General features: G+C 36.7%; 21 protein-coding genes and 1 tRNA gene. 15 read left to right on the top strand and 7 right to left on the bottom strand.

Features of this window, described 5'->3' with window-relative positions:
• Positions 1-199: 199 nt before the first annotated feature.
• From BGO84_RS00110 to BGO84_RS00085, 6 genes are all read left to right on the top strand, one after another.
• Entirely contained in the window at positions 200-1,021 is an 822-nt protein-coding gene (locus BGO84_RS00110) for a helix-turn-helix domain-containing protein (RefSeq protein ID WP_291026508.1), read from the top strand.
• Between the two features lie 96 nt (positions 1,022-1,117).
• Entirely contained in the window at positions 1,118-1,486 is a 369-nt protein-coding gene (locus BGO84_RS00105; RefSeq protein WP_291026505.1) for a VOC family protein, read from the top strand.
• A gap of 472 nt (positions 1,487-1,958) precedes the next feature.
• Positions 1,959-2,864, top strand: coding sequence for a sugar phosphate nucleotidyltransferase (locus BGO84_RS00100; protein WP_291026502.1), 906 nt, complete (start codon positions 1,959-1,961; stop codon positions 2,862-2,864).
• 170 nt (positions 2,865-3,034) lie between these two features.
• Positions 3,035-4,033, top strand: coding sequence for a class II fructose-bisphosphate aldolase (locus BGO84_RS00095; RefSeq protein ID WP_135105059.1), 999 nt, complete (start codon positions 3,035-3,037; stop codon positions 4,031-4,033).
• A 134-nt stretch (positions 4,034-4,167) separates the two neighbouring features.
• A complete protein-coding gene (locus BGO84_RS00090; RefSeq protein WP_135105058.1) occupies positions 4,168-4,548 on the top strand; it encodes a BlaI/MecI/CopY family transcriptional regulator in 381 nt (126 codons plus the stop codon).
• 2 nt (positions 4,549-4,550) lie between these two features.
• On the top strand, positions 4,551-5,981 hold the full coding sequence (locus BGO84_RS00085; protein ID WP_291026499.1) for a M56 family metallopeptidase: 1,431 nt from the start codon (positions 4,551-4,553) through the stop codon (positions 5,979-5,981).
• A gap of 16 nt (positions 5,982-5,997) precedes the next feature.
• Here the strand turns inward: BGO84_RS00085 and BGO84_RS00080 are convergent, their stop codons facing one another.
• Positions 5,998-6,546 carry a DNA-3-methyladenine glycosylase I gene (locus BGO84_RS00080; protein ID WP_283686078.1) on the bottom strand — a complete coding sequence of 183 codons (549 nt, stop codon included), beginning with the start codon at positions 6,544-6,546 and terminating at the stop codon, positions 5,998-6,000.
• A gap of 467 nt (positions 6,547-7,013) precedes the next feature.
• Here BGO84_RS00080 and BGO84_RS00075 point away from each other — a divergent pair, with 467 nt between their 5' ends.
• The 3 genes from BGO84_RS00075 to BGO84_RS00065 all read left to right on the top strand — a co-directional run bounded on the left by BGO84_RS00075 (position 7,014) and on the right by BGO84_RS00065 (position 8,200).
• The gene (locus tag BGO84_RS00075) at positions 7,014-7,442 is read left to right on the top strand and encodes a GNAT family N-acetyltransferase (RefSeq protein WP_291026496.1); all 429 of its coding nucleotides are present in this window, start codon (positions 7,014-7,016) and stop codon (positions 7,440-7,442) included.
• Between the two features lie 115 nt (positions 7,443-7,557).
• Positions 7,558-8,010: a hypothetical protein gene (locus BGO84_RS00070; RefSeq protein ID WP_291026493.1), complete on the top strand. Its 453-nt coding sequence runs from the start codon at positions 7,558-7,560 to the stop codon at positions 8,008-8,010.
• Positions 8,000-8,200: a helix-turn-helix transcriptional regulator gene (locus BGO84_RS00065; RefSeq protein ID WP_252636738.1), complete on the top strand. Its 201-nt coding sequence runs from the start codon at positions 8,000-8,002 to the stop codon at positions 8,198-8,200. The genes BGO84_RS00070 and BGO84_RS00065 overlap by 11 nt, the downstream gene beginning before the upstream one ends.
• 158 nt (positions 8,201-8,358) lie before the next feature.
• Here the strand turns inward: BGO84_RS00065 and BGO84_RS00060 are convergent, their stop codons facing one another.
• Positions 8,359-9,522, bottom strand: coding sequence for a DUF5009 domain-containing protein (locus BGO84_RS00060; protein WP_291026491.1), 1,164 nt, complete (start codon positions 9,520-9,522; stop codon positions 8,359-8,361).
• A gap of 294 nt (positions 9,523-9,816) precedes the next feature.
• On the opposite strand from BGO84_RS00060, the gene BGO84_RS00055 reads away from it, so the two are divergent.
• On the top strand, positions 9,817-10,734 hold the full coding sequence (locus tag BGO84_RS00055; protein ID WP_291026488.1) for an endonuclease/exonuclease/phosphatase family protein: 918 nt from the start codon (positions 9,817-9,819) through the stop codon (positions 10,732-10,734).
• Here BGO84_RS00055 and BGO84_RS00050 read toward each other — a convergent pair.
• Positions 10,727-11,629, bottom strand: a complete 903-nt coding sequence (locus tag BGO84_RS00050) for an AraC family transcriptional regulator (protein WP_283686082.1) — start codon at positions 11,627-11,629, stop codon at positions 10,727-10,729. The genes BGO84_RS00055 and BGO84_RS00050 overlap by 8 nt on opposite strands.
• A gap of 269 nt (positions 11,630-11,898) precedes the next feature.
• Between BGO84_RS00050 and BGO84_RS00045 the strand changes: the two genes are divergently transcribed.
• On the top strand, positions 11,899-13,377 hold the full coding sequence (locus BGO84_RS00045; RefSeq protein WP_291026485.1) for a Gfo/Idh/MocA family oxidoreductase: 1,479 nt from the start codon (positions 11,899-11,901) through the stop codon (positions 13,375-13,377).
• 148 nt (positions 13,378-13,525) lie between these two features.
• Positions 13,526-14,341 (top strand): sugar phosphate isomerase/epimerase, encoded by an 816-nt coding sequence (locus BGO84_RS00040; protein WP_291026482.1) that lies wholly within the window; start codon positions 13,526-13,528, stop codon positions 14,339-14,341.
• 85 nt (positions 14,342-14,426) lie between these two features.
• Here the strand turns inward: BGO84_RS00040 and BGO84_RS00035 are convergent.
• Positions 14,427-14,497: transfer RNA gene (locus tag BGO84_RS00035), tRNA-Gln, on the bottom strand.
• Between the two features lie 203 nt (positions 14,498-14,700).
• Positions 14,701-16,347, bottom strand: coding sequence for a diphosphate--fructose-6-phosphate 1-phosphotransferase (locus BGO84_RS00030; protein WP_135105050.1), 1,647 nt, complete (start codon positions 16,345-16,347; stop codon positions 14,701-14,703).
• 389 nt (positions 16,348-16,736) lie between these two features.
• Between BGO84_RS00030 and BGO84_RS00025 the strand changes: the two genes are divergently transcribed.
• Positions 16,737-17,081: a DUF3836 domain-containing protein gene (locus BGO84_RS00025; RefSeq protein WP_006843041.1), complete on the top strand. Its 345-nt coding sequence runs from the start codon at positions 16,737-16,739 to the stop codon at positions 17,079-17,081.
• A 484-nt stretch (positions 17,082-17,565) separates the two neighbouring features.
• Positions 17,566-18,066 carry a DUF456 domain-containing protein gene (locus BGO84_RS00020; protein ID WP_291026480.1) on the top strand — a complete coding sequence of 167 codons (501 nt, stop codon included), beginning with the start codon at positions 17,566-17,568 and terminating at the stop codon, positions 18,064-18,066.
• Between the two features lie 48 nt (positions 18,067-18,114).
• Here the strand turns inward: BGO84_RS00020 and BGO84_RS00015 are convergent, their stop codons facing one another.
• Both BGO84_RS00015 and BGO84_RS00010 read right to left on the bottom strand, forming a co-directional pair.
• Complete coding sequence (locus tag BGO84_RS00015) at positions 18,115-19,206, bottom strand: hypothetical protein (RefSeq protein ID WP_291026478.1); 1,092 nt, start codon at positions 19,204-19,206, stop codon at positions 18,115-18,117.
• Between the two features lie 3 nt (positions 19,207-19,209).
• Positions 19,210-20,328 (bottom strand): SPFH domain-containing protein, encoded by a 1,119-nt coding sequence (locus tag BGO84_RS00010; RefSeq protein WP_291026476.1) that lies wholly within the window; start codon positions 20,326-20,328, stop codon positions 19,210-19,212.
• Between the two features lie 560 nt (positions 20,329-20,888).
• Here BGO84_RS00010 and BGO84_RS00005 point away from each other — a divergent pair.
• Positions 20,889-21,848 (top strand): alpha/beta hydrolase, encoded by a 960-nt coding sequence (locus BGO84_RS00005; RefSeq protein ID WP_291026383.1) that lies wholly within the window; start codon positions 20,889-20,891, stop codon positions 21,846-21,848.
• Positions 21,849-21,937: the final 89 nt, after the last annotated feature.

The following is a 21,937-nucleotide window of genomic DNA, read 5'->3' as shown; positions in this document are numbered from 1 at the left end:
GATCATGTTTTCGTTTACGCTCTTTCCATAATAAACTTTTTTCAATATATTGCCATTGGTTATCGGTTATATCGGTTGGATAAACTTTATTTATAACCAATTTAAACTATTGATATACTTTGACATACAAACAAAAAAAACAGATGAAAAACTTGTTTTTACAACAATTCATTGAAATTTAAACAGACTCTTAGCAAAAATGCACTACGAAACATTTGAACCAAGCAATGTCCTTAAATCATTAGTTAAATGTTACTGGACGTTGGAAGTTCCTGCCGAAAACAACGCAGAGAAACAACGAATTGTACCCGATGGCTGTTTGGAAATGGCTTTTATTCTCGGAGACGATATTAGACGTTTTACTTCCGAATGTGAATTTATACTCCAACCTCGTGCAATGGTTCTTGGTCAGATCATAGACCCTTTTTACATTCAACCAACAGGCTATGTAAATACTTTTGCGGTTCGTTTCTATCCTTACGGTTTTGCAAATTTTGTAAAAACGTCTATCAAAGATCTTGCAAATAAGGAAACCCCGATCACTGAGCTTTTTGAAGTAACAAAAGCAAACGAGTTGGAACAAAACATCATTCACGCAACTGACACGCAACAAAGAATTAAGATTGTCGAAACTTTTTTATTGAACAAAATCAACGAGAAAGCGACAATCGACAATATTGTAAAATCAACTATTGATACACTTTTCTTAACAAATGGAAATTCATCGATTAGTACAATCCTCAAAGAAAATTTATCCAAGCGCAGACAATTGGAAAGAAATTTTATGAAGCAAATCGGAATCAGCCCCAAACAATTAGGAAAAGTAATCCGGCTGCAAACGGCTCTGAAAATGTTACTCAACCATAAAACCGAAACACTCACTCAAATCGCTTACGAAAACGAATATTACGACCAGGCGCACTTTATCAAAGATTTTAAAGAATTTACAGGAACCAATCCTAAGGAGTTTTTAGAAGACAGACAAAATGTGCTGTCATCCCTTTTCTACAAAAAAGGTTAATGCTGTCGCATTTTTACAATTTTGAAGATTAACAGTATTTTATCTTTACAATTTCTAATCAATGTAATTTGTTAAAATAACAAAAGATAAAAAATTATGCGTAATTTAATTTCAATAGTAGAAATTCCAACAACAGACTTCTCAAGAGCAGTTCATTTTTATCAAACGATCTTAGGCATTACGATCGAAGAAGTCGATATGGACGGAACACAAATGGGGGTTTTGCCGAGTGACGGAGAAACCGTAAATGTAGTTTTAGTTAAAGGCAACGATTACAAACCGACAAGTGATGGAGCGGTTCTTTACTTGAATGCAGGATATGACTTACAACCAATGCTCGAAAAGGTAAGCAAAATTGGAGGGCAAATCATTGTAGAGAAAACCCAAATCAGTCCTGAAATGGGATTTTTTGCACTGTTTATGGATACAGAAGGAAATAAGTTAGGACTTCATTCAGCACAATAAGCAGATGAAATAGGAAATATAAATTAGGAACTAAGAGTCTGTTTAAATTTCAATGAATTGTTATAAAACAATCTGTTTGTAGGATACTTAAAACAATATTCATAAGGTGTTTTCAGACCAATCAAATAACGTTGGGTAATAGAACGAACTTTTGTCTTGAAATACCGACTATAAAATTATTGTAGAACAAAGTTTAAACAGACTCTAAACAAATATTAACCTTTTTTAGGTCGGAGGCGAAGTACGCAAACTTATAAAAAATCATTAAGTTATCATTAAGAATTCCATTCCGTTTCTGCATTCAATCAATAATCAGATGATCTTCTACAAATCTTTTCCGAGAGAATAAAGCAAAGACACATATAAGATTACACAACAAATCTGAATAGAATATATCGTATCACTATTCTTATTAATCTATAAATAAACTATCTTTGCGCCTGAAAATTACTAATCGAAAAACAATATACTTATGAAACCAACCTTGTACGTACTTGCTGCCGGCATGGGAAGCCGTTATGGCGGATTGAAACAACTTGACGGTCTTGGTCCCAATGGCGAAACCATTATGGACTATTCGATCTACGATGCTCTTAGAGCTGGATTTGGAAAGATAGTTTTTGTTATCAGAAAATCATTTGATAAAGAATTTCGTGAAAAGATTATATCCAAATACGAAAAGCATATACCGGTAGAAGTAGTATATCAGGAATTGGACAACCTTCCTGAGGGTTTTACACTACATCCCGACAGAGAAAAGCCTTGGGGTACAAATCATGCTGTGATGATGGCTAAGGAGGTTATACACGAACCTTTTGCTGTAATCAACGCTGATGACTTCTATGGACGCGAAAGCTATGAAATACTAGCAAAACAATTAATAGCAATGACCGGAACTGAAAACCATTATTGCATGGTCGGATACCGTTTAAGCAATACTCTATCGGAAAGTGGGGCTGTAGCTAGAGGTGTTTGCGAAACAGATAACAATCATTTTCTATCAAGCATCGTAGAACGTACCCACATCGAGCGCAAAGACGGTGTTATTCAGTACAAAGATGCAGAAAACTATTGGTTCGAATTACCTGAAAATGCTCCCGTTTCGATGAATATGTGGGGCTTCACTCCCGACTATTTCGAACATTCAGACAAGTACTTTGTTAAGTTCTTAGAAGCAAATGAAGGAAACCACAAAGCCGAGTACTTTATCCCGCTGTTAGTAGATCATTTGATTTTGAACAAAACAGCAGACGTTAAGGTATTGGATACTCCATCCAAGTGGTTTGGTGTGACATATGCTGAAGATAGAGATGGAGTAGTAGAAAAGCTTCAAAAGTTAGTAGAAAAAGGAGAATATCCGACTCCTTTATGGAAATAAACCTAAAAGGTTATTTTATACTATTTTGAAATCTTTTATCACTATTTTTTGTTACTTTTGCATAGTAATCTATAGGTGACAACACGAATTAACGAGATTTGTACACCTTGGATAGCAAAAAGGCATGAATTTCAATAAATATACATTATATAATAATAAATTTAACAACAATGGTAAGTTATAAAGACCTAGGATTAGTAAACACTAAAGAGATGTTTGCAAAAGCTGTAAAAGGAGGATATGCTATCCCTGCTTTCAATGTAAACAACATGGAACAATTGCAGGCTATCGTTCAAGCTGCTGCTGAAACAAAATCTCCGGTAATTGTTCAAGCATCAAAAGGTGCTCGTCAATATGCTAACCCTATTTTATTACGTTATATGCTACAGGGTGCTGTAGAATATGCTAAAAGTCTAGGTTGGGAAAAACCACAAATCGTGCTTCACTTAGACCACGGTGATACTTTCGAAACATGTAAAGACTGTATCGATTCAGGATTCTCTTCTGTAATGATCGACGGTTCTCACCTTCCATACGAAGAAAACATTGCTCTAACCAAGAAAGTTGTAGAATATGCACATCAGTTTGGTGTAACAGTTGAAGGCGAACTTGGAGTATTAGCAGGTGTGGAAGACGAAGTTGTTGCAGAACACCATACTTATACAAGACCTGAAGAAGTAGTAGACTTTGCTACAAGAACAGGTTGCGACTCTTTGGCTATCTCTATCGGTACTTCTCACGGAGCAAACAAATTTACTCCTGAACAATGTACAAGAGATGAGAACGGTCATTTAGTTCCACCTCCATTGCGTTTCGATATCCTTGAAGCTATCGAAAAAGAACTTCCTGGATTCCCTATCGTTCTTCACGGAGCATCTTCAGTTCCTCAAGAAGAAGTAGCAACTATCAACAAATATGGTGGTGCACTTAAAGATGCAATCGGTATCCCAGAAGAACAACTTCGTAGAGCTGCAAAATCAGCTGTTTGCAAAATCAATATCGACTCTGACAGCCGTCTTGCTTTGACTGCTGCTGTTCGTGAAGTATTTGCAACTAAACCTGCTGAGTTTGACCCACGTAAATATCTTGGACCAGCTCGCGACAATATGAAGAAACTATACAAACACAAAATTGAAGCTGTGTTAGGTAGTGCAGGAAAAGCTGAATAAAAAGACTTTTATATAATCTGAAAAGGGAGTTACTAACCAGTAGCTCCTTTTTTATTTTATGATTTTTTAATCACAAATACCCAATAGTCTAAATAAATAGACGTATATTTATAGCCTATATAATTTTTTATATCATGCAACTAACGAAAGCCGAAGAACAAATAATGCAGATCCTTTGGACAATGGAAGAAGGTACTGTTCAGGATATATTAAAAAAGTTTGACGAAAACAAACCTGCACGTACTACCATCGCTACAATACTCAGCATTCTCGAAAACAAGAACTTTGTAGAACATCGTAGTGAAGGTCGCTCAAATATCTATAAAGCAGTTGTAACAAAAGAAGATTATTCTAAAAAGCAATTGTTTGGCTTCGTTAAGAACTATTTCAACGGCTCTTTTTCCTCCATGGTTTCATTCTTTGCTAAAGAAACCAATCTCAGTATAGAAGAGATGGATAAGCTTCTGAAAGAAACACGTGAAACTCTCGAAGAAAAAGATACTAACCCTGAATAACGATGGAAGCTTTTCTTTTATATATTGTCAAATCGGGTATATGCCTAAGCATATTCCTCATTGTATATATTATCTTCCTCCGCTCTACTACGTTCTATCGGTTCAATAGAATATTCTTAGTATCGGGCTTTATAATGTCATTCATAATACCGGCTGTCCGTTATACTTACGATGTATTCGTTCCTGCAGTAACGACAGTGGAAAGAACGATATCAGAAACAGCCTATACCGTCAAATCACAATCGCCGGATATATGGACAATTCTCTTTATCGTATATCTCACAGGCTTCTTTATTGTATCAGGCAGAAATGTTATGGCATACAGAAAGCTTCGCTTGCTTGTAAAAAATGGTACACATGCGAAAAAAGACAATATTAATATAATAGAAAGCAATCATATCAAATCGCCATTTTCCGTCTTAAACTATGTATTACTAAATACTCAGAGCCTTTCCAAAACAGAAAAAGAGCTAATTCTACAGCATGAAATCATGCATATCAATCAGAGACATTGGTTAGACCTCCTGTGCAGCGAGTGTATATTGCTTATACAATGGTTCAATCCTTTATCTTGGTTCTATGTACATCTACTAAAGGAAAATCACGAGTTTCTGGCAGATAAAGCAGTTATAGAATCGGGCGTTTCTCCGGCAATATATCAGGCAGTACTTATCAACCAACGATTTCAGGGACAGGTATTTTCTTTTACCAACTCATTCAACGATCACAAACCGATCAACCGGCTAAATATGCTACGTAAAGAAAAAAGCTCGCCTTGGAAGCGAATCTCTGCCCTTACTATTGTTCCTGTATTCGGAGTATTTATATGGCTTTCGGCTGTACCCAATTACATCGTACAACCGATAGAAAATACAATTATACCAATAAAGAAAGAGGGAAACCCTGACAAGCCTGAGATTCTTGTATTAAGAGCTAAGGACAGTATAAAAGTAGAATTGAAAGAAAAAGTCACCTTTACGAATGCCGAAGAACTACAACCTCTATATATTATAGATGGGATAAAGTCGCAAGATGGTATAAAAGATCTTAGCCCTGATGAGATAGAAAGCATATCTGTATTAAAAGACAGAACAGCAACAGACCACTTTGGAAACGACGCTAGAGGAGGTGCTATATTAATAACCACAAAGAAAAAGCGCAACACTCATATATCCGACTCTCTTGTTGTAACAAACAATAATTTGGAAAACAAAAAGGGTACTATATCCATTCTGCCATCGACAAAGAAAAGCGAAAAATCAAATAATTTGCCGGATCAACTATTAATACTAATAGATGGAAAAGAATCTTCGAAAAAAGATATGGACTCACTCGACCCAAACAACATAGAATCAGTGGAAGTACTTAAGAATAAGGATGCTGCTTCGACGTATGGAAACAGAAATGTTATAAAAATAACATTGAAAAAGTAATATCCCGATAACCAGTCTACTTTTCCATCCACTTGGGATTATGCTTTCCTATCTCACAAAATATCGGACAGTCTTCATCATGAGCTCCCGGTAAATAACCCGTACTCATCAGAAATTCATTTACAATTTCTCCTCCTGTAAATTTAAATGTCTTTTTGAAAAGCTTCACCCACTCTTCCTTTGTTTTGGGGTGATGTAAATCTAACCAGCCTTTGAAAGAGCCGAACTCTTTTTGCAACAATAGAATCACATTCGCATTGTGTATAGCCGCATCTATTTTCAGTCGGTTTCTTATTATACCTGCATCATTGAGCAATCGGGTTCGCTCTTCATCACCATAGCTTGCCACGGTAGTGATATCAAAGTTATTATAAGCATTCCTGAAGCCGGATTGCTTATTTAGTATCGTTTCCCAACTTAGCCCTGCCTGATTGATTTCAAGCACCAAACGCTCGAAAAGCTCATTGTCATCCTCAATAGGAAAACCATAATGGTTGTCATGATACGTCCTATGCTGATCTTTTTCTCCGTGGGCAAGCCCTTTTATATAATCACAATAGCTCATTTTATTTCTTTCTATATTTCAACAAAAGTTCAGAATTGCTTATTCGGACTACAAAATAAGGATTTTCTTTGTTGATCTGCTGCACTAGTATTAAATATCGAAATTTCGGTTCACCATATATATAAAAGTGACATACTCTAAAAATCACAAACACCTAACTACATATAAGTTACAGCAAAAAAGTAACAAAAGTAACACTTTTCAGGATGTTTTCTCCTGTTACCTTTTGATGTATCATCATACGCTCTAATGTATGAATCATAATATGTCAAAGACCCTTTATAATAGACAATTTTAGCATTAAAAAATAAAGATGCTATATTTGCAATACAACTCAAGTAATTAGTAAAAATTAATGTTGTATTGTAAAAAAACTCTGTGTTACTCTTTTTACTCTGTGGTAAAAAAAATAGATGAGAGCGAATGCGACAAGAATTCCTTTTTTAGAATTTAATGCTTAAATAGAGATGGTAGAAATAAAACAAATAAAAGAAGTAACCCCCGAAATAGTGTCAGCCTTCTCCCGACTGATGCCACAACTTGCTCCACATTTAAAAGCTCCTCAAATGGAAGACTTAAGCCATATCGTTAATGATAAAAACAAATATATTTTTATCGCCTCCAATCCTCAGATAGTGGGAACCATCACCTTAGTAATCGTAAAGATACCATCGGGAACAAGAGCCTGGATAGAAGACGTTATTGTAGACCAACATGCCAGAGGGCAATCTATTGGCGAAAAGATGCTATTGCACGTTATCGACTTTGCTAAAAAGCTGAATGTAGCAAGTATCAATCTCACTTCGAGCCCAAGCCGCATAGCAGCCAACAAGCTATACCAGAAATTAGGGTTCAATCTCCGTGAAACAAATGTTTACAGAATAGATGTAGATTAAAAGACAGTCGGTAATCACATATTTAAAATTGGAAAATAAAAAGTAAAATAAACTTGTCTTTTAGTAAAGTATTTTTTACATTTGAGCATTGGTAATTCTATAATTTAATATTATTATGAAAACAAGATTTTTATTTCCGCACAAATGTAAGATAATTGGTCTATGTATTCTGCTGATGGGTATTTTAGTTGGATTTGTCTTTAATAATTATCTGGATAATTACTTAATAGTTGATTTAAGTTGGCTATTGGGAAGGTCTGGTTTCAATAAAGGCGAAGTAAATATGACTTTTACTCTTACTTGTTCATTATTAATCATCGGGGGAGTAATACTTGCATTTTCTAAGGAGAAAGTAGAAGATGAATATATAGCAAACCTTAGGCTAAGTTCACTCCTCTGGGCTGTTTTCATTAACTATTTGTTATTGTTTATTGCTGTTTTTACTGTTTATGGTCTGAACTTTTTGAATGTATTGATTTATAACATGTTTACAACTCTTATAATTTTCATAATACGATTTAATTTTTTGTTATATAAATCTTCAAAAAAGAAGAGTCGTGAAGAATAATATAAAAATAGAACGGGCAATTAATAATTTGACTCAGGAAGAGCTGGCTAAGATAATTTCTGTTAGTCGTCAAACAATTAATGCTATTGAGGCTAATAAATATGTTCCGTCAACAGTACTAGCTCTGAAGATTGCAAAAGTATTTGGGAAACCAATAGAAGAAATTTTCTTTTTAGAGGAAACAGACTAAGTAACTATTTAGATTTTATTCATTCAGACTTTTGGAGTAGCTTTCGATATGTTTTTCCTTTCACGAAGTCATAATAGCGGGCTATGTTATCTAAACTAAGGAAAGAACATATAAAAGACAACCATAATAAAGTGTTTAGCTAAAACTTAAACAGGTTATTATATCTTTATATATATACGTTTTTTATACAAGACATTACCTACCAGCCATGCGACAAAAACAAAAATTAGTGCAAAAAGCAAGGATCCAAAATAATCGCCAAATACTGGTTGTAACAGATCGTTATATAAATAAGATTTCGGATTAGTCGTTGCCTCATTGCTGCTGAAATGTATTCCGTCTGCAAGAGTCGCCATAATGCCCGCTAGGACATATATAAACAAAGGATTCACTCCAAACGATTCGAAAAAGACTGACCACTTCTTATACCCCTTCACATCGATGATCCATATAAGCAGCGATAAGAAGGTCGCGCCCAATCCACATGTAGTCAGAACAAATGTCGGAGACCAGATTTTCTTATTTATAGGACAGCCATAACTCAACAGAAAGCCCGAGAAGGTAAGTATAGCACCTATAATAAACAGGTGAAGCATCCTTTGTTGGTTATCTTTTGTTTCCATCAGTATTTTCCCACAATAAAAACCAATCAATACATGGCACACAGCAGGGATTGTGCTTAAAATACCTTCAGGATCGAGACCGAACTCTGTATACATATGATTTAGACCCAAAATACTTTGATCTGTCACTGCTAGGATATTGTATCCTTCCGTAGCAAAGCCATTTCCGAAAAGTAAAAGCAAGAAATAACCAATCAAACAGACTGCAATTATATAGGGTATATACTTATGTTTTATAAAGATAGCGATCAGAGATGTTATGCCATACGTAAGCGCTAAGCGTTGCATTACACCCAGAATACGCAGATGTTCAAAATTGGTGACGGATCTGCCCAACCGTTCCCAAAATCCCAGATTATCGGCAGCTAAAGCATGGTATGTACCGAATGAAACACCCAGCCATGATAGACCTAAACCGATAAGAAATATAACGAATGTACGTTTCAGTATTTTTCTTAGGGTGGGCACAGAAAACTCAAAGTTGAATTTCCGTAACGAGATAAAGGTAGAAATTCCCATAATGAACATGAAAAACGGAAAGATAAGGTCTGTGGGAGTTAATCCATTCCACTCGGCATGTCTTAACGGTGCATATATATGCCCCCATGATCCGGGGTTGTTCACAAGTATCATTCCGGCGATGGTGATACCTCTCAAAACATCGAGAGATAAAAGGCGACTGCTAGCTTTTGCTTCCATTATATAGTTATTTCTAATAGTTTAGATCTAAAACAGCACAAATATAATAAACTAACAGAGCATACGAGCAAAAGTCAATTTATTTTATGAAGAGTGCCCGACTTTTCTTTTTTGTATCTCTTTGTCATTTTTAACGTAGTAATAAATATTTTATCGAGATCCTTGATTAACATTCAGTATGACAAATACATTAAAAATATACCGAAAGAAAGCAATTTTATATACCTTTGGATAGCATTGATTTGATTTTACTTAAAATCATTCAACAATTTATTAACCTAAGCCCAATTCCAAATGAAATTTATCGACAAAACACTATTAATTATACTCTTTATTTTCATTGTATTCCCACACAGTAAGGCACAATCCGTTGCACCTATAGAACTGAAGGTCATGAGCTTTAATATCTGGCACGGAGGAGGCTCTTCCATTGGAGCAACAGGTAAAGTCTTTGTAGAAAGCCAAGCCGATATAATTGGCATTCAGGAATCAACACACAAAGGGAAAAATACAGCCGTTCATCTTGCCGATAGTCTGGGGTGGCATTCATACGTTTACGAAGGACGAACCATCGTGACAAAATATCCGATTGTAGATACCTCGGCAAACAATCACGGAGTAAAGATAAAGATCAATAAAGACCATTTTGTTTGGATGTTCAATGTTCATCTGATGTATTGCCCTTACGAGCCTTACCAACTGAATGGCATAGAGTATTGTGGCGGCCCAATACTCCACTCTGCGGAAGAAGCTATAGCCTCCGCTATCAAATCGAGAGGGAACACCGTAGACTCAAATATTGCCGATATAATAGAAGTTCGGAAAGAGGGTTATCCGATATTTCTCACAGGCGATTTCAACGAGCCCTCTTATCTCGATTGGACGAAAAAAGCTGCTGATGCAGGACTATGCAAAACTGCAGTTGAGTGGCCTTCTACAAAGGCATTTTCAGAAAAGGGTGGCATGAAAGATTCGTATCGAACATTCTATCCCGATGAAGTAAAAAAGCCGGGGCACACGTGGACAACATTACCCGAAACCTCTGCATATAAAGAAGTCCTCGACCGTATCGATTTTGTCCTTTTCTCGGGTAAAAAAATGAAGTTGAAAAATTCTCAGATTGTAGGAGAAGAAAGCCCTCTGAGTGATATCCGGTTTAAAAATTATCCTTCAGATCATAGAGCAGTATTAAGCACTTTTATCCTTAAATAAGCGGAGTAGCTTGCTTGTTTACAGCCCGATACCTTACAGGTGATACACCCATCATCTTTTTAAAAAGGCGAGAATAGTAATAAGGATCATCAAAACCAACCATGATGGATATCTGATTCACTTTCATTGTGCTATTGATCAAGTAGTAACAAGATCGTTGCACCTTAAGTTGATTGAAATACTCCATCGGAGCAATTCCCATATTCCTGTAAAACAAACGATAAAAATAAGAAACAGAATATCCAAAGTGCCTTGCAATATCAGACAACTTTAGTTTATTTCCTATATTTTGATTCATATAGTGCGTTGCCAGATGTATCAGAGAAGTCCCGTATTTATTTTCTGTTTTAGGGTCTCCGGATCTTTTCACGTATAAAATAGAGGCTAGAAAATAAGCCAATCCAGAATTCGCATATTGTAGTGCACTATCATCATAAGAATCGAGTAAAACATTATAAATATCCTCAAACAATTTGAAACGTTCATCAATACGCAGCGTATTTTCCGAATCCAAAGAAATCACCTGCCCATATACTTTTGAGAACAACTCAGATTTATAACCTTTGAAATGTATCCAGTAAATTGACCATGAATTCAACTCATTCGCACCATAACGATGTGCTTTATTTGCGGGCAATATAACAAACTGATTCTCGCCTACAGCCTGCATCTTTCCATCTAGTTCGATCCATCCGCCACCTTTGGTACAATATATAAGAATATTTTCGGGACATCCCTCGGGTCTGTTTATATAATGATATTTTGCATTCGGAAAATACCCTAACGAATGAAAATACAAATCATTCATCATCGGATTCTTACCCATTCTATCGACAATAAAGTATGGTAGTATTATGCTCCATTGTCCCTGAAATCCATGTTTTATTTGCATCATTTCACCCTGTTTTTAGATATCAAATAAAAATAGCAATAATAATCCATCCTTTTAGCAAAAATAGTCTATCTTTTTTATTCTCCGCATTCACTATTTTTGTTTTAATATCATGAAAAATATACTTTTAGACAAAATAAGTAGCGACTTTTTGCAACCTTAATTATCCATGAATTTTCATTTTCCTGTCGATTAATTATAAACAAAATAAATCACAGAACGAAAGTAGGGTATCAAAATCTTATGATCAAAGAACTTTAAACAACTATTATATGACTTCTCGTAGAAATTTTATTAAAAAATCAGCGATAGCTGCTGCAGGTTTATACATTTTTCCATCAAATGTTATCAGCGGATTGGGACATAAAGCCCCTAGTGACAAACTTAATATAGTGGGTATAGGCGTAGGTGGAAAAGGACATCCTAACCTTGTAGGAATGAATACTGAAAATATAATAGGTCTTTGCGATGTAGACTGGGCTTATTCTAAAAACTGCTTCAATGACTTCCCGAAAGCCAAGCGTTACAAAGATTGGCGCAAAATGTTTGATGAAATAGGTAAAGAGATTGATGGTGTAATGATATCTACCCCCGACCATACACATGCCATCATAGCAGCAACGGCATTAACGATGAACAAACATGTTTACTGTCAAAAGCCATTAACACACTCAATATACGAAAGCCGGCTGCTAACACGTTTGGCTGCCAAACATAAGGTAGCGACTCAAATGGGGAATCAGGGAAATTCGGGCGATGGAGTACGTCAGGTATGCGAATGGATATGGAACGGAGAAATAGGGGAAGTTCGCGAAGTGCATGCCTGGACAGACCGCCCGATATGGCCTCAAGGGTTACAGCGTCCTAAAGAAGTAGTAAAAGTACCTTCGACATTGGATTGGGATAACTTTATAGGGCCTGCTCCTTTCCGCCCTTACAATCCCGTGTATACTCCTTGGAATTGGCGTGGCTGGTGGGATTTCGGCACGGGAGCTTTTGGCGATATGGCTTGCCATGTGCTCGACCCTATCTACCAAGCACTAAAGCTGGGTTATCCGACTAAGATACAGGGTCGCTCTTCCCTTATCAATACCGAGTCTCCACCTCAGAGCGAACAGGTAGAATTTACATTCCCATCACGAGACAATATGCCTAAAGTAGCAATGCCCGAGGTAAAGGTGTATTGGTATGATGGCGGGCTTTTCCCTCATCGTCCCGATTTACTCCCCGATGGAACCGATCTTATGAGAGATGGGCTTGGTGGCTGTTTATTTGTTGGCTCGAAAGATACGCTGCTAACTGATTGCGGTGGATTTAATCCTCGCTTGCTATCGGGACGTACACCAAATGTTCCTCAAACCCTTCGACGTGTTCCGGGTGCTACAGGATATTCTGACGGATATCATGAGCAGGATTGGATCAGGGCTTGTAAAGAATCTGCAGACAACAGGGTTGAAACATCGAGCAACTTCGGATACGCCGGGCCATTCAACGAAATGGTCTTACTTGGTGTTCTTGCCATACGTTTACAAAGCCTGAATAAAATTTTGAAATGGGATGGAGAGAAAATGAAGTTTACAAATATAGGTGCAAACGAAGAACTAAGAATTGTCTCAAAAGATAGCTTCCGTGTAGAAGACGGGCATCCACACTTTGAAAGAGAATATATAACATTAAATGCACAAGACACTGCTGCTGAATACATAAAGCATACATATAGGGATGGATGGGCTTTGCCTGCGATGCCTTAAACTTAGATATCAAGAGTATACCAAGGATGATTTAATTCGATAATATTCATATCTTTGGTATACTTTTATATTCTTTCGTACAAGAATATTATACGTACGAATCGAGAAACGCCCAGATTGTAACTACTTATTTTTAATACCAAACAATATGAAAAATTTAAAGCTTTTATTATTACTCATCTCTTTATGTTTTATCGGATGTAAAGAAGGGACAAAACAACCCGAATGGAAAATGGGTATTCAGACATATACATTTCACAAATTTACGTTGATGGAAACGCTCGATAAAACAAAAGATCTGGGTATTCACTATGCCGAAGCATTCTTCTCTCAGCCTTTGGGAAATAATTTTCCTGATACGGCCTATCTGAACTTTGATTTGTCAGAGGAAACAAAAGCTCAACTGAAAAAGGAATTTAAAGACCGAGATATTACCTTATATGCCTTCGGTGTAGCATCGTATGATACGAATGAAGAATGGGAACGGTTCTTCAGTTTCTCGAAAGACATGGGAGTGCATACCGTAACATGTGAACCAAAATTAGAACAACTTGACTTTGTTGAACAACTTGCACTCAAATACGATATCGAAGTAGCCATACATAACCATCCTGAACCTTCTATCTATGCAAATCCGGATGTACTTGTAAAAGCCCTCGAAGGACGAAATAAGATAATGGGCGTATGTGCTGATATCGGACATTGGAAAAGAACAGGAAACGACCCTATAGAGGCTCTTAAGAAGTTTGATGGACGAGTAAAGGTTGTACACATGAAAGACCTAAACGAAGCAATGGAGGATACAACATGGGGAACAGGAGTATTGCAAGTAAAAGAAGTAATCAATGAACTGAAAAGACAAAACTTCAACGGGCTTATTTCTACCGAGTATGAAAGTTTTGGAGATTCTCAAATAGATGATATCAAGAAAAGTCTGAAATACTTTATGCTGAACTCAAAATAGTAGTGACAACGCAAAAGAAACAGTAAGGGTAAAATAAGAAAAGAGCTGCATATCTTCATATACAGCTCTTTTCTTATTTTTGTAGTTGTCTCACAAGGATTCGAACCTTGAACGACTGAACCAAAATCAGTTGTGTTACCATTACACCATGAGACAATACCATTTGCTTCAAAAGCAGTGCAAAAGTAGAAGTTTTTTATTAATAAACAAAGCTTTTCGATATGTTTTTGTTGAATTTCTTATAAAAGAAGACGGGTCTCACAAGATTATTGACACAACAACATCTCTAATCATTTCATAGCCAATAAAAAAGAGGCTGTAACAAAATTACAGCCTCTTGCTAAAATATTTTGAATATTTTATCTTCCTTGTTCCAGTCTTAATGTAACTGTAGGTTGGTCGCAAACTTCTGATGGTCCGAAGAACTGAATTGGTCCCGGATATACAAACTCTGTTCCAACAGCCCACTCTTCACGATGTGCAGCAAAATATTGGAATGGTGCTCCATCAAGTTTCACTAAAGCTTTCTGGATTACAGGTTTCATTTCGCCATGACGACGTTCCATATTCATCATCATTGTTACAGGCACACCTCCGGCAATCCATTCGCTAGCAGGCGCTGTTGTGTTGCGCACAGAAGACATATAACCGGTCTTACCTGCAGCGATAAGAGCAGCAGCAGTGTATCCTAACGAATAACAATAATCTGAATCGTAGTTTGAAGGAGTTGCACAACGTCCTTCGTAACCGAAGAAGTGTTCCTGAGCAGCAAACTTACCTTTGTATTTACCGGCAACTTTCATTTCAGCCAGTTTATTACCTACCATTTCAGATAATAGCTTCTCTGTTTCGATCAAAGAAACTTGTACGTTTCCGTGAGGGTCACGATCTAAAGTCAACTGACGAGCTACACCGGAAGGCAAGCTTGCGAATATTTTCGCATTTTCGGCAGACAGGTTCTTTTGGATATATGCAAGCTGATCATCTTTAGGAACAGCATTGAATTCACGTTGATGATGTGCCAAGAAATCATTCAATTCTGAAATAAGACCTTTCATGGCAGGAATAAATTCGATAAGACCTTCAGGGATCAATACAGTTCCGAAGTTATTACCATCTTCTGCACGTTTAGCTACAACATTTGCTATATCTGTAACGATATCATCCAAAGACAATTTTTGAGCTTCTACCTCTTCTGAGATAATACATACGTTTGGTTGTACCTGAAGAGCACATTCCAATGCGATATGAGAAGCAGAACGTCCCATTAGTTTGATAAAGTGCCAGTATTTACGAGCAGAGTTACAGTCGCGTTGTATATTACCGATAACTTCAGCATATACTTTACAAGCTGTGTCGAAACCGAATGATGTTTCTATCATTTCGTTTTTCAAGTCACCGTCAATTGTTTTCGGACAACCGATTACCTGAACACCTGCATTGATTTCTTTATAGTATTCAGCAAGCACACAAGCATTTGTGTTCGAATCGTCACCACCGATAATAACAAGAGCTTTTATATCTAGTTTTTTCAATATTTCAAGACCTTTGTCAAATTGCTCTTTGCTTTCGAGCTTTGTACGACCAGAACCGATAATATCAAAACCTCCTGTATTACGATATTCATCGATAATGTCGGCTGTAAGTTCTTTATAATCGTGATCAACCAAACCGCCCGGGCCCATTAGGAATCCGAAAAGACGACTGCTGACATTCATATTTTTTATACCATCAAAAAGACCGGCGATAACATTATGACCACCAGGAGCTTGTCCTCCAGAAAGTATAACTCCTACATTGATAGCAGGTAAGCTTACCTTTTCTGAAGTTTCTACAAACTTGATAGTCGGCATCCCATATGTATTAGGGAATAACTTTTTCACCTCTTCCTGATCTGCTACGGATTGAGTAGCTGCTCCTTCCTCAACTTTTACAGAGCCATACAATGCTTTTGGCATTTTAGGGTTATAAGCAGCTCTTGCAATTTGTAACGCACTTTTTTTCATTTGTTTTTATTGATTATATATAGTTTAATATTCTCATTTTTAAGGCACGCAAATTTCGTCATTTTTTTTGATATATGAAAGAGATTAATTCTCATCAAGGAGGATTTTTACGAACCTCCTCTTATATTTTTACTTATTTTAAATTTTTGATATTTTTTGATGACTTTTTATTACTCTTTTCTACCTTAAAAGTCATTCTATTCGCATAGATATAATCAAGAAGCAATGCAACTTTCATTTTGAAAGATGAAGCAACCTAAAATAAAAAAATAGAACATACAAACACTATATTAACTATGTTTAACTATATATTTGTAGCTTTTTGTCACAAAATACGTCTTATATATAAAGAAACAAAAGTATCTTTGTATAACTAAATAAATAAAGCCATGAACCTAAAAAAATTATTATTATTCGCAGTTCTATTTTTATCATTGAGCATATATGCTAATGATCCGGAAACAGTGATGTTCAGCAATATAGAAACAACTGAAACAGGTTGCGTAAAGGAATTCTTGTTATGTGACAAAAACACCAACGCCCCTTTAACCAAGACGGTTTATAACTATGATGCTACCGGACGTATGCAAGAAAAAGCTACCTACGAATGGGATGGAGCAAAAGGATGGATCGGTGTTCAAAAATATGAATATAGCTACGATAAAAACAATCAGCCAACAGCTCCAACCCTATATAAATGGGACAATAAATCTAGCAATTGGTCAAAAAAATAAAACTCTCCAATAGTCTGAAAAGTGGAAGCCTTGCATAAAATGATGCGAGGCTTTTTTCATTACTTTTCATTTGCTACCTTAACGTAAAAAGATAAAAGCATAAACTTTATCAAAACGACCATAAACGATGTTCTCTCTTCTGATACATCATCGTATTTCTGAATAAAAAATGACCTTTTAAAAACTTTTTTGCCTGTTCTATGTTTAAATACTAAAATATAACAGGAGAATGTGACGGTAAGAAAATGAGGAAAACCATTGAAGATTGTACAATCCTAAATTATTAGTACAAAGCCCACAAGGCTCAATCAAAGTCTTGGTACAGTAAAAAAAAGGAGTCGGATAGAATATTAAAAAGAGAGAGATCATAAACATGGTCTCTTTTCGTTCATATTAATAATGAATAAATACATCAATACTCTGAATGATATGCTTTTAGAATCAACCATTTAAACAAAATTACCAAATCTCATAACAAAACAATATGGCTCTTGACTTTATTCTTATTACAATCGGAACAGTCCTTGTCATCATCGGAATTATCGGGTGTATTTTACCCGCTTTACCGGGAGTTCCGCTAAATTACATCGCAATTGTTCTGTTACAATTTACATCCAAAATAGATTTCTCCACAGAATTTCTTGTTGCTTGGGGTATAATTATCATAATCGTCCAACTATTAGATTATTACATTCCTATTTGGGGCACGAAGAAACTGGGCGGAGGCTCGTACGGTGTATGGGGAAGTGCTATAGGGATGGTACTAGGTCTTTTCATCTTTCCTCCCTGGGGTTTTATTATCCTCCCTTTTGTCTGTGCTGTAATAGGAGAGATATTGGACAATAAAGAGTTCAGTGTCGCGCTGAAGGCGGGCTTTGGTGCTTTCATTGGCTTCTTAGCGGGAATCATAATGAAACTAGTTGTTGCAATTATCCTGTCTTTCTTTTTCTTTAGAGAAGTGGTCAGGTACTTTATCAACAACTAGATATAAGATTCAGGCTATAACCATATAGATCAACAATCTATACGTTTATCATCCATAATTATTCACGAACCAAATAAACAGAGCCAGTAATATAAGACCCGCCGTAATAGCCAAAGCTATTTTAGCAACACTATATGGTCTGTCGCCTGTTACACGTCCCGTACGTGCATTCACAAAGAAATGATATAGCTTGTTATTATATGTATAAGACGACATATACACAGGCAACAATATCAACTTGAACTTCACATCGCTAAAGGACATCTTTTTAGAATGTACACGTTGCCTATCACCTCCGATATCCTGATAGATAGCATAGTCAATATCCGACTCCATCTTACTTTTGGCTGCCACATATCCGGTTTGCATATTTATATTATACTTCTCTGTAATAAAGCCACTAAGAAAGCGATTATCTGCCTCTACCATGTTCATCATATCCCAATTGCTGATCTCGGTCATCACTTGTGTTGTGATGATTTTGGATGCAGGAATCATAACATCGTCGAAGAACAAAGAAATATGCCCGCTAACATCACTCCAACGTGTGCGTGTCTCGGTACGACGATTTTTACCGACTCCTACCGTGGTGGTATAATCATCTCCTCGTTCGCCGGTATAATCCGTCTCGGTCTGAGCATCGTAAGTCCAACAAGGGATATAAACACCCTGTTGTCTGCGATCGTACAAAGCCCTCGACTTTAATTTATTGGGAGCAAACCATCGTCTGGATATCCAAACAGACATATAGCTCCCGATCTCATTATCAGAAATCTTGAACGGCAACAAGTACGATGGCTGAACAAGGCGTTCCTCGTGGGCATCCGATACAATCAGCGGTGTTGCACAATAAGGACACTCTACAGACTTCATGCTTTCGTCGAAAGTAGATTCTGCACCGCAAGTACGGCAACTGATTACTTTCGTGGCTTTAGTATTTAATACCTCCGCTTGTTCTGCATACGTATCAAAATCAAGCTCCTGTACGTCATCAACCTTTTTACTATTGATGGGAGTATCCATCCCACAGTAATCGCAGTGAAGAAAATCTGTTCCCGGTTTGTATTTAAGAGCAGCGCCACATTGCGGACATTGATATGTATCGCTGCCATTCAATGTAATTTGAACGTTATCCGCCATATTCTAATCTTGTTTTGGCAGAGGAGGAGGTGTCATTGTCCAAAGGTCTTGCAAGTCCGGCTGATTTCCTGCCGGAGCCCAATCTGCCAATCCGCTTTTCCAAACCAAAGTATCACGGGTCAGAGTATTGCTCTTTGAAAGTTCTACTAATGCGGCCTTATCAAAAGGGCCAGCCTGCTGCCCGTTCACTGCCACATAGTAAAAAGCAGCACCCGGAAGTGGTGGTGGCACAGCTTGTCCCGAAGGATTTTGATTTGCTGGATGTGTCTGGTTAGCCATCGATTGCACCATCTGATTGGCCATTGCCATACCCGCACCAAGCCCGACTCCCATACCGGCCGTACCCGAAGGGTTTTCGGCAGCCGCTTCCATAGCCTTTGCAGCTTTCATTTTGGTAAGTTTATCCAAATCTATTTTATCAAGACGGCTAAGTTCGAATATCTCTTTCTTCACCTCATCAGGCATAGAAATATTCTCTATCAGGAATTTGGTTACATCCATACCGTATGCACCAAAGTCATCCTTCATATAGCCGAATATAACTTCCGAAAGTTCATTCAGGTTAGCGGCATACGATTCTATCGGCAAGTTTGACTCTGCTGCGGCATCCGAAAAGCGGGTAACAATAATACTCTTTAGCTGTTCTTTTATATTGTCGGTAGTAAAGGTCTGATTCGTTCCAACGATCTCCCTAATAAACACAGGGGCATCGGTTATCTTGAATGAGTACATCCCAAATGCTCTTATTTCGACCATTCCAAAACGGTTATCATTTAAAATTATGGCATTCTTAGTTCCCCATTTCTGGTCTATAAAGTTCTTTGTACTCACAAAATAGACTTCTGCCTTGAACGGACTATTAAATCCATACTTCCATCCTTTGAGCGTGGTGAGTATCGGCAGGTTTTGAGTATTAAGCGTATAAGTGCCGGGAGTAAAAGTATCAGCGATTTCGCCCTCATTTACAAATACGGCTATCTGCCCTTCGCGAACAATCAGTTTCGCATTGTTTTTTATTTCGTTGTTGTACCTTTCAAAACGGTAAACAATAGTATCTTGCGTATTATCTAAAAATTCGATAATATCTATTAATTCATTTCTTAGCTTATCAAAAAGTCCCATACCTGATATTTTTTGAGTTAATATTCTTTCTTCAAAAATATATTATTTTTATCATTAAAAAGCAGTTTTACAGCTTTTTATTTTCTTTTCTTCAAGTTCGTGCTACGACCTCATATTCAGCAACCAAAGCAATTCACCCAACATAAAAAGTAACAAAAGTAACAGGTATCAGCATATTATTTATTGTCACTTTTTCCCTCTGAAGAAATTACTCTTAAAGGTGACTGCTCATATATTAGACAATTTTTATATATAAAAATCACAAAGGAAAGATTGCTTTAGGGATATAAGTTATAAAAAGAGATTGCAGTCGTGTTTCTTGTCATGCTGAGTTCGAAGAATCGAGGGAGTAAACAGATCGTGAAGCATCTCTTGTGGATAGAGAGCCTTCGTTACACTCCGGATGACATGCGACAGTAAATGTTTTATATTACACTTAATATATGTTCCCACATCACATTCCAGCTAGATTTTTTAATAATAGAAGTGTAACCTTTTTTATATATGCTGTGTCCTATAATTATAAAGAATAAAAAGATAACTAAAAACACACAGAAGATATGATTAATAAAAATACTATAATAAATTACTTTAAAAACATTGAAGGATTAAGGAATCCTCCGTTTCTTAATCGAAGAGCCTTCATTCTGCTATTACTTTTAACCTCATTAAATCATATAAAAGCTCAATCGCAGGAAGTTACCACTGAGAATATCAGATTTGAGAGCGAGGGAATAACTCTTGCCGGCACGATCTACACACCTCAACATTCGGATGCTGCGGTAGTTTTAGTACATGGTTCGGGGCAGGAGCATAGAATGAATGAATTTGCATCCCTTTTAGTACAAAATGGAATTTCAGTATTAACCTACGATAAGCGAGGAGTAGGTGAATCGGGTGGAACTTATATGGGTCCGGAGGTGGGCACGAATAATGTTGACTCCTGCAATCTTACACTATTAGCTAAAGATGCAAATGCTGCCATAAATACACTTCATGAGCGAAACAAGAACATACCAATTGGTTTAGTTGGCTTTAGTCAGGCAGGATGGATCATTCCTATTGCTGCAAGCAATAATTCATCTGTCAATTTCATGGTGCTGTTTAGTGGTCCTATAATTTCAACACTTGAGCAACTACGATTTCAGTTTTTCACAAATGGTGACCCTGATTTTTGGAATTCCCATACCGAAGCTGAGGCTCGTGAAAGTTTGCATCACAATAGTCGCTTTGATGAGCAGTATAAAATAGAATCTTACAAGTTTATCGACACAGACTCTTACGAAACACTAAACAAACTTTCAACTCCGGGGCTTTGGCTTTTTGGCGAGAAGGATATACAAATCCCGGTAAGATTATCAATAGAACGTCTAAATACGCTTAAGGTTGAAGGCAAACCTTACGAGTACTGCCTATTCTCAACATTGGGACATAATCTTACATTCTCGGACTCCGGCGAGCCTGTTCTCATCGCTATCCATTGGATTAAAAACAGAAAGTATTATATAAAAAATGTATAATATAATTGAAAAGTAGTCCACTAAAATAATTGAAAAGTATACCACCAGTTAAGTAAAATTTAGGAGAGCGTATAATAAAGCTCTACATT

Origin of the sequence: Dysgonomonas sp. 37-18 (assembly GCF_001899125.1) — a bacterium.
Classification (GTDB): domain Bacteria; phylum Bacteroidota; class Bacteroidia; order Bacteroidales; family Dysgonomonadaceae; genus Dysgonomonas.
The sequence above is the reverse complement of the archived record's forward strand: the minus strand, read 5'-3'. Positions and strand labels throughout refer to the sequence as shown.